Below are 13,767 nucleotides of genomic sequence, written 5' to 3' on the forward strand. Positions count from 1 at the left end.
ATCAATAATCCTTCGACACGCGGACGTTCACGCTCTGGCGACCGATCGTCGAAATGCTCGACAGCAACGACAGCCAGCGGGTGATCTGGAATTCGACGCGCGTCGCCGAATAGCCCTGACCGTCGGTGATCAGCTCCACATAGGTCCGCCGGGTGATATACTTGCCCGCCGCGATCGAGGTGCCCTGTCCCGTCGTGCTGTCCGCCGGCAGGATGCGCAGCCGGTCGAGCCCCGCCGCCTGGCGCACCGCGTTGATCGGATTGAGCCCACCGCCGCCACCCTGCAGCGCCGCGACCGCCGCAGCGAGCTGAAGCGCCTCGGGCGCCGACAAATTGGTGATCGAGGTGCCGAACAACAGGCGCGAGAGCAGTTCGTCCTCGGGCAGCGCGGGCACGCTGGTAAAGTCGATTTCGGGCTTCAGGCCGGTGCCGGTCACCCGGATCGTCGCGTTCAGCCCCTGGATGCTCGCCTGCGCCGCGATATCGATCGTCGGATCAGGCGGACTGTTGCCGCCGAAACGGATCGATCCGCGCTCGAGATCGAAGCTGCGGCCCGCAAATTCATAGCTGCCCCGGATCAGGTCGGCGGTGCCGAGGATCGCGGGCGCCTCGACGGTTCCGCCGATATTGAGCGCGGCGCGCCATTCGCTGTCCAACCCCAGGCCGGAAACGGTCAGGCGATTGCGCGCATTGGCCTTGAGCGCGAGCCGCCACGGCACCGCAGCGGCCGGACGTTCGATCACTTCGCCGCGCCGGTTGAGCTCTTTCACGTTCAGACGGGGAATGGTCGAAGCGGCGGTGGCGCGACCCAGCACATAGCGGCTCTTCACCAGATCGACCTCGCCGCCGATCACACCGCCGCGCCCGTCGGTGCGGATCGTGATCGGGCCGGTGACGGTGGCACCGATATCGTCGCGGTTGATCAGCACCGCATTCTTCGCATCGATGGTCAGATCGATGCCGAAACCCTGGGCGGACGCCAGGTTGAAGCTGCCCCGCCCGCTCACGGTGCCGTCACTGCCGGCATTGGCGCTCAATTCGTCGATCAGCAACCGGCTGTCGTCGAACCGCCCGCTCGCCTTCACATTGGTCAACACCGTACCGGTCACAGCGCTTTCGAGCCGCGCGCCCTGGGTGCGCACCGAGCCGCGGATCACCGGATCGGACAGTCGCCCGCTGACGTCGGCGCCGATCGCGACCGGACCGGACAGGTCGAAGATCTCGACGCCGGTCAGGCGCCATAATGTGTCGGCGGGGCCGTTATAGCGGATCTGCGCGAACAATGGCGCGGCGGACAGCCGTTCCATGATCCCGCCGCTGGGGCCCAGCGGCGCAAGCCGTGCCTGGGCGCGGCCGATCGTCTGCCCGCCGCTGGCGGCGACCGCGCGCGCCACCGCGCCGCGTTCGTTGATGACCGCCGCGACACCGACATCGATCGGCTTCGACGACAGCACCAGGCCGGCGCGCGCCAGCCCGCGAATGCGCACATCGGCACGCCCGACCGGCAGGCTGGCGCGCGCGTCCTGGCTGAAATTCAGCGTGCCGCTGGCCATGCCGCTCAGCCCCAGATCGGGCCATGCCATGTCGAGGATCGACAGCGGCATACGCTGCAGCGTCGCTTCCACCTGATTGGGGCCATCGCCGAACAGGCCGGCGACCGTCGCCGATCCGCCCGCGAATTCCAGGCCGGTGCGCGCAAGCCGCCAGCCGGCGCCATCGCGCGTCAGCACCGCCGGACCGGTGAGCTTGACCGGGCGGCGATCGATGGTCCCTTCCCCCACCAGCGATATGCGATCGGGCGAGATATCGGCGATGGTCTGCAGATCGAATGCCCGACCGCGCGCGCCGGCAAAGGATGCGCGGACCTGGCCCGCACCATCCTTGAGCTTCGCATTGCCGGCCAGTCGCGCGAGCACGATATTGCCGCGCCTCAGCCCCCTGGCATTGACCGTCGCATCGATCGTGGTGCCCGCCGGATCGAGCAGCACCACCGCCTCCAGCCGGCCGCGACGGATCGAAAGTTCGGGTGGCCCCGGGAAACGGGCGCCGTTCGCCGTCAACGCGATCGCGATCCGCTGGATATCGTCGACCGGATTGAAGGTCAGCGATCCGTCGAGCCCACCGCCAACCACATCGAGCCGCCCGTCGAAACCGCCGGGCAGGCTGCGCAATGCGCCCTTCGCCGTCGTGCCGGCAATCTTGAGTTCGGCCACCGCGATCGTCGCGGCTTGGCCGGACGGCAGCAGGATCGCACCATTGCTGGTGAACGGCCCCAGCGTCGAACCACCCGCGGCCTGATAGGCGAAACCCTGTGCATTGGGATCGAGCTGCAACCGGACGTCGCTCAGCCCCAGCGCATCCATCGGCCGCGCCAGCACCAGATCGATCTTCGGCCGATCGATCGCGCCGTCCAGCGTCATGCGGAACGCGCCATATTGCGACTGGGTGCCGGCGCCCTCGATATGGAAGCTGCCGTCGTTGCGGCGATAGCCATTGCCGGTCAGGCGGATGCCCGGCGCGGTCAGGCGCAGATTGCGCAGATAGAGTATGCCGTCGGGACCGCGCTCCAGCCCGGTATCGATCATCGGCAGTCCGCCGGCGAGCCCGCGCAGGAACGCATTGTCGAAGCGCCGGACCCAGGCCTGGGCCCGGCCGACCACGCGGGTGCCCTTGCCCCCCGCCCCCGGCACGACGCTGAGCCTGGTCTTGACGTCGACGATGCCGAGCCCCGGGATCAGGTAGCGCGAGAGCTGGCCCGAAATCGTCACCTCATAGCGTCCGCTCACCATGTCGACGAACAGCGACACGGTGCTGGTCAGCTTGTCCGACCGCAGCTTGAGCCCGTCGCCGGTCAGCGTCTTGGCCGTCACCTTGAGCAGCCCGTCGACGCGCAGATTGGCGAGGATGCCGCCGGCGACATCGCCGACGCCCGTCACCCGCCGCGCGGTCAGGTTGAGCGGGACGAGCAGCGGCTGCTTGCCGAAACGGCCCTTGCCCGTCGCGCGCACGCTCTCGAAACCGGTCTGGTCGAATGCGACGCGCGGCGCGGTCAGCAGATATTCGAAGCGCGCAGTATCGAACCCGCCATCGAACATCGCGCTGAGCTGGATATTCTGCCCCGTCATATTGGGGAAAAGCGCCGCGGGCTGGAGCAGCTTCCCGGTGACGCGGACATTGTCGAAGGCCGATCGCGCCAGATCGATCGCGCCCTCGGCGCGGACGGACAGCGCGTGCGAGCCCAGCGACACGCTGCCGTCGAGCCGGCGATCGACCAGGGTCGCGCGCGCATCGATCGCGATACGCGGCTGCGTCATCCGCATCACCTTGCCCTGGCTGATCAACGACGGCGCGATGAAGCCGCGCAGCCCGTAAACGCCCTTGTCGGCGGAAAGGTCGAGATCGATGCCGCGCTTGCCCGACAGGTCGGCGCGCGCCTCGCCCTTCCATGCCGTCCAGGTGCCATTGCCCGTCACATCGGCGGCGATCGCGCGCTTCATGCCCAGGATCGCACCGAACACGCCATTTTCGGGCGAGCGCAGCCGCGCCTCGATATCGAACCGGTCGCGATCGGGCTCGGCATCGAGCATCAGCACCAGCCGATCGCCACCGCCCTCGACCGCCGCATCGAGCGTCACCTTGGCGCGGCCCGAGCGGACATCGGCGGCACCGGTCAGCCGGCCGATCCGGCGCTGGCCGGCAATGGCGGGTTCGAAGCGCAGCCGGTCGATCTTCAGCGAGCCGATCGAGATATCGAAGCCGGGAAGGATCGGCCCCTTCTTCTCGGACGGATTAAATTTGGGCGATTTGTGCAACGTCGCGAGCGGCGCATGAAGCGAGCGTATGTCGAGCCGGTTGGCCAGCCAGCCCAGCGGCCGCCAGTCCAGCCGCACATCGGGCGAATCGAGCAGCAGGCCCTGGGCGTCATAGACGCGCAGGTCGCGCAGCCGCGCTTCGCCGAAGATCGATCCGTCGATCCGGCCGATGCGGATGCGCAGGCCCGATTTGGGCGCCATGCGCTCGATCCGGTCGATCAGCAGGCGATGGCCGGGGCCGGTATCGATCGCCCAGATCGCGGCGAGCACAAGCAGCAGCAGCGCCAGGACGCCGCCGCCCACCCATTTCGCGACGCGCTTCAAAACGCCTGACCCAGCGAGACGTAGACGGCGACGCGCGGATCGCCCTTTTGTGGATTGATCGGCGTGCCGACATCGACACGGATCGGCCCGAAATTGGTGTAGTAACGACCGCCAATGCCCGCACCGAGCCGCAGATTGTTGAATTTGGGGATGCCGCCGGCCGAGATATTGCCCGCGTCGACAAAGGGCACGATCCCGAAATTGCCGAAGCGCACACGCGCTTCGAGCGAGAATTCGGCAAGGCTGCGGCCGCCGATCGGATCATTGTTCACGTCGCGCGGCCCGATCGACTGATAGCCATAGCCGCGCACCGAGCCGCCGCCGCCCGCATAGAAACGCCGCGACGGTGCGATGCGATCGCGCGAGGCGCCATAGATCGTGCCCAGCCGCGTCCGCCCGGCCAGCACGACGCGGTCGCTGACCGGGAAATAGCCGCTCGCGTCGACCTGTGCCTTCAGATAGCCGAAGGTACCCGACTGGAACGATCCCTCGGGCGAGACGCGGCCGCTCAGACGGAAACCCTTGGTCGGATTGAGCAGATCGTCCGATCCGTCATAGGCCAGGGTGGCCGGCAGCGCGCCGATGAAGAAAGTGCGGTCGACGGGAACGACGCCGTTGCCGATGATCCCGCGTTCGCGCGACGCGAGCAGCTCGGCGCCGATCGACCAGGTCCATTTCTTCTGGAAGATGATGTTGGTCTGCCGCTCGAGGCTGCCCGACAGCGAAAAGGTCTTCGCTTCATAGGCATCGCGATTGACATGGCTTGCGGCGATCTGCGCGTTGAGCACGCGATCGCGCGCGCGGAAATTGCTGCGGCGGAGCGTCGCGCTGATCAGCTGTTCCTGGGTGCCGGCAACGCCGCGAAAAGTGACCGCGCCTTCGGGCTTGAAGAAATTGCGATGCGTCCAGCTCACCTCCGCACGCGCGCCTTCGCCAGTGCCATAGCCCAGTTCGCCCGCGATGGTGCGCGGCGGTGCCGGCTCAAGCGTCACGGCGACGTCCACCGTCTCCGGCGTCTGGCCGGGCACGGTTTCGACCTTGGCCTGCGACACCAGGCCGGTCTGGATCAGCGCGCGACGCAGATCGTCGATCATCGCGGCATCATAGGAATCACCCGGATCGAAGCGGGCGATCGTCTGCACATGGCGTGCGCTGAACACGCGATCGTCGGCGATGGTGACGCGGCCGAAGGTGCGCGGCGTACCGGGATCGATATCGATCACCAATGTCGCGGTTCGTTCGTCATGATCGACGACGACCTCGGGCTCGCCGACCTTGGCGAAGGGAAAGCCCGCACGCCCGATCTTGAGCTTCAGCGCTTCTTCGCCGGCCAACACCTTGTCGGCATCCACCGCATCCTCGGCCTTGACGTCGAACGCCTTGCGCAGGGCATCGGCCTTGTCGCCCGCGCGCTCGACCCCGCGCAGTTCGACGCCGGCGAAGCGATAGACCGGGCCGGGCTCGGCATCGAGCACCACCAGGATGCGGCCGTCCGTCTGCGTCTCGACACGCGTCTCGACCTGGGCGTCGTAATGGCCGGCCGCGCGCAACAGGGTGGCGAGCAATTCCTCGTCCTCGCGCGCACGGCGGTCGATCTGCGCGACATTCGCCGCCTTGCCTTCATTCTGCTCGAGCGCCGACAAGGCATCGAACCGCTCGCGCAGTTGCGGCGCGGTGACCCCATCCAGCCCGTCGAGCCGCACCGAATAGCGCCGGTCGCCCTCGACCTCGGTCTGCACGGCAGGGCCGGGCGCCGACGGATCGGCAGGCAAGTCGGCATCCTTGGTCAGGTCGGGCCAGTCCACACCGAATTCGGGAAGATCCGCCAGCGGCGCCTCGGGATCGAGCGGGGCCTCACCCGGCGGCGGCGGCACGGCGACCGTCACGGGCGGCGGTTGCACAGTGTCCTGCGCAAACACCGGCGCAGTCCGGCCCGCACATAGCAAGGCCAGGACAGCCAAGGCACGGGACAACGGAAGACCGGAACGCATCTCCGATCCCTAGCCCGAGTTGATGACGCTCGCCAGCGTGATCAGCGCGCAATTTCAATGGTTCGGCGCGAATTCCGCCGCACTGGTCAGTGGCGCGACCCGTCGGCGGTCTGGCGCGACAGCGAAACGATCAACCGTTCGATCTGCCGCCAGCGGCAAAAATGCCGGACATTGCCGATATCGCGACTGCGGTTCGCGAGCGCCGCCGCCTCGAATCCCGCATTCGCGCCATGGATTGCCATTAATCGCGCGGCGTCTTCCCATGACGCGCGATCCACGAAAGGCGTGGACGCCATAACGATGTTCCCCCAAATTTCCCCCTGGTCAGCGCTCTCCATCACGATCCGTGCCAAATGAAGCACCACGCAAACACGCCTAACATGATGGTCACCAAAGGCTTACAATGTGCCGATGCGGGATCGGCGTGCCGTTATGGGACTCGGCTGCACCGGTTCGGGGCGGATGCGGACGCACCGGAACCGCTGGCGCATGGCGGCGCGACGTGGCATGCGGCGCGGATGCAAGGCTCCCAACGCTCCCCGCGCGCCGGCGGCGCAGCGATCGCACTGCTGGCGCTGGCCGGTGCGGTGATCGGCAATCATTATGGTCAGGCCTCGATCGGCCTGCTCGCCGGCCTGGCGAGCGGCGGCGCGATCGCGCTGACGCTCTGGGCGCTCGACCGACGCCGGGGTTGATCCCGAACGCCGGGCACTCGAACCAGCGGATACCGAGTCCGAAAGCCCTATTGCCGAAGGGGTTTTACGCGAAAGCCGTCAGGCGATGCGCCGCGCCGCCCAGACCACGCGGCCGATGATCTCGACGCTGTCGGGCGCGCAATCCGGCCAGCTCGGATAGGCCGGATTGTCGCTGCGCACCGCCAGCCTGGGACCGACCGGGTTGAGCGCCAGCCTTTTGACCAGCAGCGCATCGTCCATGCGCAGCACATAGATGCCGTCGCGCAGTCGCGCAGCCGCGTCGGCGCGATCGACCAGGATCTCGTCACCATTCGATAGCGTGGGCGACATGGAATCGCCCGCCACCTGAATGATCGACAAGTCGGCCAGGCCGCTGCCGACCAGCGTGCGCAGCCATTCCGCCTCGAACGCGACATGCTGGCGCGGTCGCTCGTCGCCGGCAAAGGCGCCCGGCCCGGCCGATGCACCGATCTCCAGCCGCGGTACCGAGACGAGCCCGCGGCGCGGCACCCGCCCCGTTTCCACCGGTACCGGCGCCGGATCGACGGGCCGGCCACCCAGCCGCTCTTCGGTCACGCCGAAATAACGCGCCAGCGTTCGCCGGTCTTCCTCGGCGAGCCGCTTCGGCGTTCCCCGGCGGATGAACTGCTGAATATAGGCGGCGTTGCGTCCGATCATTTTCGAGATCGACGCCATATCGTCGCCCCTCTCGCGGATCAGCGCATCGAGTGCGTCACGGGGATCGATCGTCTCCATTTCGGACATATAGCAATAGGAAGTTTCCTTTGCAATGTAGGAAATTTCCTATCACGGTAGGAAACTTCCTAGTGAGCGAGTCGAGAGGGTGAATATGCATATGCTGAGACGGATCGAGCGACACCTGCGGCGCTTCGACGTTGCGCCGACACGGTTCGGTCGGGACGCGGCCGGCGACCCCCGCCTGGTGCTCGATATGCGCAATGGACGCGAACCGGGGCCGCGCATGGTGGAGCGGATCACGCGTTTCATCGACCGTCGCGAAGCCGAAGCGAGGGCGGAGTGACGCGGATGGCCGATCCTCATGGCGGGCTGCTGCGCGCGCTCGATGTCCGCTTTCGCGCGGCCGGAATCGCCCCCGTGCTCGAATCGAGCCGCAGCGAACGCTGGGCGAGCTCGACCTTTGCGGGCGCCCGGCACAGTTTCAACTTCATATGCGCGCGCGATGCCGGCGGCGACGGCATCGATGCGCTTGCGCGCGAACTCGACGAAGCGGAAATCAACCTTCCCGATCATCTGGTCGCGGATATCGCACTGTCGCCCGGCGATGCCGGATTCACCGTCGATGCGCTGACCGTGGAAGCGCGATTGTAACGCGCGACCGCTCAGCGCGATCGGGCGCTCATGCGCTGCAAGGTGCCGAGCGCATCGCGCAATGCGACGTCGATATCGGGTTGGGGATTGGTAAATCCGGGCTCGGAGGGCGGCGGAGTCTCGCGGCCCGCCAGACGACGTTCAAAGCCGGTCTCGAGCCGGCGGACCAGCGCGGGAATGCTGCCCTCGATCGCGCTGCGTGCCGGCGATACCGGAATTGGCGCCGGATCCGCGAAACCGGGCTCGCGATCGAGTATGGGCGGAGCGATCGAGATTTCCGGCGAAGCGATTGAGGTGTCCGGCAAAGCGACAGGGGCGATCTCGTCGGGCTCGTCGGACGGCGCATAGGCCGGCTCGGATACGGGCTCGTTCCATTCCGCCACGGGTTCGGGCGCCGGCGCGACCATTTCCGGCTCAAGGACCAGAGGCGGCTCCAGGATCAGGGGCGGCTGGGGCGCAATATCGGGCGCGACCAGCGGTTTGGCCGACTCGGCGGTGATGCTGTGGAACGGCGCACCCAGGTCGCGTGCGGCCATGATCGGGCCGCGACGCAGGTCCTCGACCTGATCGTGCTCCGGCATTTCATCGGGCTGGGCGGTATCGAAGATCACTTCGTCCGCGCTGCGCCGCGTACGCGGCGCGCGGATGCGAATGGGTGGCAGCCCCTCCAGCGCACGCAGCAGCACGAAACAGGACACCGCCATGACAAGGCCGCAGATCGCCGCAAGCAAGCCGCGCGCGGTCTGGCCGAGCGGCGGCGCCGCGGCGGGCAGCACCGATGCGAGACCGGTCTGCTCGACGATCGATTCGAGCATGGTCAGCGGCAGCATCATGACGATCAGTCCGACCGCGATACCGCAAGAAACGCCCATCCATAGCGGCATGGGGAGAATCGGTCGCTTGGCGGAGGCTTTCGCCATCATGTCATCCTTCAGAGCGTACGGCCGACCAGCCGTTGGTAAACAGGGTGATAACGCGAAATGTTTGACGACCAGTTACGATCCCTTTCGACAAAGGCGCGCGCGACGTCGCGGCGCACCTCCCAGTCGGCGCGATCGGCGAACAGCGCGGCCAGTGCATCGGCAAGCGCGCGCGGATCGTCGGGTGGAAACAATGTGCCGGTCACGCCATTCTCGATCAATTCCCGATGCCCGCCGACATCCGATGCCGCGACCAGCCGCCGCTGCGCCATCGCCTCCAGCGGTTTCAACGGCGTGACCAGTTCGGTAAGGCGCATCGCCTTGCGCGGATAGGCCAGAATATCGACGAGCCCGTAATAAAGCTCGACCTGCTCATGCGGCACACGGCCGACGAAATGGATACGATCAGCGACCGGCGATGCCTCGGCCTGCGCGCGCAAGGCGTCCTCCATCGGCCCGCCTCCGACCATCAGCAGATGCGCGCGCGGCCGTGCCGCCACCAGCATCGGCATGGCGGCGATCAGATCGTCCAGCCCCTCATAATCATAGAAGCTGCCGATGAAACCGATCACCTCGGCATCGTCCAGCCCCAGGGTGCGCGCCAGCGCGGCATCGGGCGGAGGCGGATCGCCGAACAGCGCCAGATCGACGCCGTTGGGCGAAACAATGATCTTGGCAGCATCGACGCCGCGCGCGATCAGATCCTGGCGGAGGCCGTCGCAGATCACCGCGACCGCGTCCGCCCGCTTGACCGCGCGCGTCTCCAGCGCGCGGGTGACGCGGTAACGTGCCGATCCCTCGCGCCCGGTGCCATTGCCGACCGCGGCATCTTCCCAGAAGGCGCGGATCTCGTAGACCAGCGGCAGATCGTGCCGGTCGGCGACACGCTGCGCCGCGATCGCATTGAGCACCGGCGAGTGGGCGTGGAGGATATCGGGTTTCCATGCGCGCACCACCGCGTCGATGCTGTCGGCGAACAGGCCGATCTCGCGCCATTCGCGCAAGGGACTCGGCCCCTCGGGACGCGCGACGGTGCGGAAGAAATCGAGCCCGTCGACGATTTCCCGCTCCGGTCCCGCCGCACTGTGGCGCGGCCCCGTCACTCCGGCGACCGTCCAGCCGCGCTCGATCTGCGCCTTCAATATGGCGCGCGTGCGGAATGTGTAGCCGCTGTGCATCGGCAGGCTATGGTCGAGAATGTGCAGGATACGCACGCGCGAGAGTCTTCCCCAGGTCGTTTTCACCTGCTCTTTTGCACGGCAAGGTTTAACGCGACGTCAACCGCATTACGCTAGGCCGACGCCTGTGATCGACAATTTCTCCCTCGCGCTGACTCACGGCCTGTTGCTGCTCGTCGCGTGGCGGCTGCTGTTCCGCGCCGACCTCGACAGCGAGCCGCCGCCGCCGGCCGAGGAAACGCCGACGCCGAAATTCGGAACCAGAAAACCGCCGGGGAAACGCTTCGGTGCGTGATCTCGTCTTTCTGGGTTTCCTCGCGACATTCATCGCGCTGGGCTTTCGGCGGCCGTTCCTGTTCGTGCTCGTCTATGCCTATATCGACATCGTCTCGCCGCAGCGGCTGACCTATTACCTGCTCAACGCCATCCCGATCTCGATGATCGCGGCGGCGCTTGCGATCATGGGCTGGGTGATCGCGGACAACAAGGCGAATGCCCGGGTCGCCCCACGCCAGGGCCTGATCCTGCTGCTGATGGTCTATTGCGGAATCACCATGACCTGGTCGAACTTCCCGCTCGACGCCGCCGAGAAATGGGACTGGGTTTGGAAGGGGCTGGCATTTTCGGCGTTCCTGCCGCTCACCCTCCATACCCGGCTCAGGATCGAGGCGCTGATCCTCACCATGATCCTGTGCGCCGGATCGATCATCATCGTAGGCGGACTCAAGACTGCTATGTCGGGCGGCGGCTATGGCGTGCTCAACCTGATGGTCAGCAACAATTCGGGGCTCTACGAATCGAGCATCATCTCGACCGTGGCGATCGCGATCATCCCGCTGATCTTGTACATGATGAAGCACGGCACGATTTTTCCGCCCGAATGGCGCGTCACATTGTTCGGTGCAGCGCTCTGCTTTGCCTGTTTCCTGATGCCGATCGGCACCGAAGCACGCACCGGACTGGTCTGCATCGGCGTGCTCGCGGTACTGCTGCTGCGCTTCAGCAAGCGGCGCATGGTCTGGATCGGCCTGGCGGGCATGGCCGGGCTGATCGCGCTGCCGCTGCTGCCCAGCAGCTTCACCCAGCGGATGGACACCATCAAGGAATATAAGGCCGACGAAAGTGCCGGCACGCGCCTCGCGGTCTGGGGCTGGACGTGGAACTACGCCAAGGATCATCCGATGGGCGGAGGATTCCACTCCTATCGCGAGAACAGGATCTCGTTCCAGACCGTCAAGACGACGCAATCGGGCGCGAACACCACGGTCACGACCGAGCAGGAGACCGACGAGGGCCGTGCCTTCCACAGCGCCTATTTCGAGATGCTGGGCGAACAGGGCTATCCCGGGCTCGCGCTGTGGCTGCTCATCCAGGGCATCGGCCTGTTCCGGATGGAAGTGATCCGTCGCCGCTACAAGGACAGCACGGCCGAGCATCAGCGCTGGATCGCACCGCTCGCGATCGGGCTGCAGCATACCCAGATCATCTATCTGGTCGGCGCGACCTTCGTCGGCATCGCCTTCCAGCCCTTTATCTGGATGCTGATCGCGATCCAGATCGGGTTCGACACCTATGTCACGCGCCGCGCACGCGAAGCGGCGTTCGTGCCGGTGGCGAAGCGCAACCGCGCAACGTCCACGCCCCAAGTCTCGGAGAGCTGATGGCCGGCATCTTCCTCGTCCAGGCGGACGGCAGTCCGTTCGCCGAAACCGCGCTGGCCGAAGCGCGCGCACAATTCGGGCTGCACGGCTTCACCGGCGGCGGCGAAGCGGCGCTGCCCGGCTGGCATCTGCTCCACCGCCCCTATGTCCATGGCGGACCGGAAACCTTCCTCGCCAGGGGCGATGAAATGGTCGCGGTGGCGGGCACGCTCGTCGTCGACGGACTGATGGGCCTCGCCGCGCTCGCGGCGCTTCTCGATCACGCGACCCCGCCCGCGCTCGACTGGTCGCGGATCGGCGGTCAGTTCGTCGCGCTGCTGCGCAAGAACGGACGGACATTCCTGTTCACCGATTATTTCGCGGCGTTCCAGCTGTTCCACGATAATGACCATCGCGTCTTCTCCACCTCGCTACTCGCGACCGCCAAGGCGCTGCCGCGCCTCGCCTTCGACCACCAGGGTGTCTACGAATTCGCGTTCAACGTCGTGCCGGTGGGCGACGACACCGTCTTCGCCGATCTCAAGACGCTGTCGCCGCACCGGATGATCGAGCTGACCGCCGACGGCGTCGTCCGCCATGCCATCGACAAGCCCCTGCCCGCCGCCGCGTCGCAAGAAAGCGCGGAAGAACGGCTGCCGCGCCATGTCGAACGACTCCAGTCGATCGTCGGCGCGCATGTCCGCCAGTTCGGCGACCGGGTGAATTGCCCATTGTCGGGTGGTCTCGATTCCCGCCTGCTGCTCGCATCGCTGCGCGCGGCCGGGTCCACGCCCTATATCTATGTCTACGGCGATCCCGGCGACGCCGATGTCGATGTCGCACTGGCGATCGGCGCGGCCGAGGGGTTCGCGGTCGATTATGTCGATAAGGGCCGCCCGGCACCCGAGCCCGACGCGTTCCCCGCGCTGGTCGAAAGCAATTTCCACGATCTCGATGCATTGCCCACCTATGGCAATATCTTCGACGAAGGCGGCTATGGCGACGCCCGCCAGGCCCGCCATGCCGATGGCAGGCTGGCCGCATCCGGGGGCTGCGGTGAGATCTTCCGCGATTTCTTCTTCCTCGCCGACCGCCCCGCCAGCCCGCTCGCGGTCGCGCGGACCTTTTTCGCGCGCTTCGCACCCGGCGACGCGACGGCGGCGTTCGATGCCCGCACCTTCCTGGCGCGGATCGGCAACAAGATCGCCGAGGCGATCGATGCGCCGTCACGCGATGCAAAAGTGCCCCGCGCGCTGATCGAACAGGTGTATCCGCGCGTCCGCTGCCGCGCGCTGTTCGGCCGCGAGATCGGCGTGGAAGCGCGGCTCGGCGCCTATCTGATGCCCTTTCTCGATCACCAGCTCGTGGCGGAAGCGATGACGCTGCCGATGCGGCTGAAACATGCCGGCCGTTTCGAGGCGATGCTGCTCAACGCCATCGATCCCGCACTGGCGCGGCATATGAGCGCCTATGGCCATGATTTCGCCGGACCGCCCAGCCGCCACCACCTGTTCGAGGAATGGTCGTCGCGCATCCGCCCGAGTTGGGTGCGCGCACGCAGCTATGCGATCCGCCGCCGGCTGGGCCCGATCGGCGACGAGCATGGCGGGTTGCTGGAACCCGATTATATGCGCCGGGTGATCGACCTCGAATTTCCGGCGATGCGGCGTTTCTTCAATATCGATGCGATCACCGACAGCGGCATGTGGCGCCGGATCGCGTGTCTGGAATATCTCGCGACGCATCTGGGATCGCGGATGACGGGGTGAACCTTATTCGTTAGCGGCTACCGTTGTTCGAGACCCGAGCCTTCCTCAAAAGTCGGATCGTCATTGCGAGGGGCGAAGTCCCGCGGCAA

Annotated in this window: 12 protein-coding genes; 6 read left to right on the forward strand and 6 right to left on the reverse strand. The window is 66.7% G+C overall.

All coding sequences use genetic code 11. The annotated features are described in order from the left end of the window. Position 1: 1 nt before the first annotated feature. From AC3WN8_RS07330 to AC3WN8_RS07340, 3 genes are all read right to left on the reverse strand, one after another. On the reverse strand, positions 2 to 4,135 hold the full coding sequence (locus tag AC3WN8_RS07330; RefSeq protein ID WP_492668742.1) for a translocation/assembly module TamB domain-containing protein: 4,134 nt from the start codon (positions 4,133 to 4,135) through the stop codon (positions 2 to 4). Further along, complete coding sequence (locus AC3WN8_RS07335; protein WP_492668743.1) at positions 4,132 to 6,126, reverse strand: autotransporter assembly complex protein TamA; 1,995 nt, start codon at positions 6,124 to 6,126, stop codon at positions 4,132 to 4,134. The genes AC3WN8_RS07330 and AC3WN8_RS07335 overlap by 4 nt, the downstream gene beginning before the upstream one ends. Positions 6,127 to 6,212: 86 nt before the next feature. After that, entirely contained in the window at positions 6,213 to 6,479 is a 267-nt protein-coding gene (locus AC3WN8_RS07340) for a hypothetical protein (RefSeq protein ID WP_492668744.1), read from the reverse strand. Between the two features lie 165 nt (positions 6,480 to 6,644). Between AC3WN8_RS07340 and AC3WN8_RS07345 the strand changes: the two genes are divergently transcribed. Continuing rightward, a complete protein-coding gene (locus AC3WN8_RS07345; RefSeq protein WP_492668745.1) occupies positions 6,645 to 6,821 on the forward strand; it encodes a hypothetical protein in 177 nt (58 codons plus the stop codon). A gap of 78 nt (positions 6,822 to 6,899) precedes the next feature. Here AC3WN8_RS07345 and AC3WN8_RS07350 read toward each other — a convergent pair whose 3' ends face one another. Further along, the gene (locus AC3WN8_RS07350) at positions 6,900 to 7,577 is read right to left on the reverse strand and encodes a S24 family peptidase (RefSeq protein WP_492668827.1); all 678 of its coding nucleotides are present in this window, start codon (positions 7,575 to 7,577) and stop codon (positions 6,900 to 6,902) included. A gap of 94 nt (positions 7,578 to 7,671) precedes the next feature. Between AC3WN8_RS07350 and AC3WN8_RS07355 the strand changes: the two genes are divergently transcribed. Next, positions 7,672 to 7,863: a hypothetical protein gene (locus AC3WN8_RS07355; protein ID WP_492668746.1), complete on the forward strand. Its 192-nt coding sequence runs from the start codon at positions 7,672 to 7,674 to the stop codon at positions 7,861 to 7,863. 5 nt (positions 7,864 to 7,868) lie between these two features. Further along, a complete protein-coding gene (locus AC3WN8_RS07360; RefSeq protein WP_492668747.1) occupies positions 7,869 to 8,171 on the forward strand; it encodes a hypothetical protein in 303 nt (100 codons plus the stop codon). Between the two features lie 11 nt (positions 8,172 to 8,182). On the opposite strand, the gene AC3WN8_RS07365 is transcribed toward AC3WN8_RS07360, so the two are convergent. Both AC3WN8_RS07365 and AC3WN8_RS07370 read right to left on the reverse strand, forming a co-directional pair. Next, positions 8,183 to 9,091 carry a hypothetical protein gene (locus AC3WN8_RS07365; RefSeq protein ID WP_492668748.1) on the reverse strand — a complete coding sequence of 303 codons (909 nt, stop codon included), beginning with the start codon at positions 9,089 to 9,091 and terminating at the stop codon, positions 8,183 to 8,185. A gap of 11 nt (positions 9,092 to 9,102) precedes the next feature. Next, the gene (locus AC3WN8_RS07370) at positions 9,103 to 10,269 is read right to left on the reverse strand and encodes a TIGR04063 family PEP-CTERM/XrtA system glycosyltransferase (RefSeq protein WP_492668828.1); all 1,167 of its coding nucleotides are present in this window, start codon (positions 10,267 to 10,269) and stop codon (positions 9,103 to 9,105) included. A gap of 127 nt (positions 10,270 to 10,396) precedes the next feature. Here AC3WN8_RS07370 and AC3WN8_RS07375 point away from each other — a divergent pair, with 127 nt between their 5' ends. From AC3WN8_RS07375 to AC3WN8_RS07385, 3 genes are read left to right on the forward strand one after another with little or no spacing between them, the layout of a single operon-like run. Next, complete coding sequence (locus AC3WN8_RS07375; RefSeq protein WP_492668749.1) at positions 10,397 to 10,564, forward strand: hypothetical protein; 168 nt, start codon at positions 10,397 to 10,399, stop codon at positions 10,562 to 10,564. Further along, complete coding sequence (locus AC3WN8_RS07380) at positions 10,557 to 11,930, forward strand: putative O-glycosylation ligase, exosortase A system-associated (protein ID WP_492668750.1); 1,374 nt, start codon at positions 10,557 to 10,559, stop codon at positions 11,928 to 11,930. The genes AC3WN8_RS07375 and AC3WN8_RS07380 overlap by 8 nt, the downstream gene beginning before the upstream one ends. After that, positions 11,930 to 13,678 carry an asparagine synthetase B family protein gene (locus tag AC3WN8_RS07385; protein WP_492668751.1) on the forward strand — a complete coding sequence of 583 codons (1,749 nt, stop codon included), beginning with the start codon at positions 11,930 to 11,932 and terminating at the stop codon, positions 13,676 to 13,678. The genes AC3WN8_RS07380 and AC3WN8_RS07385 overlap by 1 nt, the downstream gene beginning before the upstream one ends. Positions 13,679 to 13,767: the final 89 nt, after the last annotated feature.

This window comes from Sphingobium sp. FW305-3-2-15-F-TSA7 (assembly GCF_058787155.1).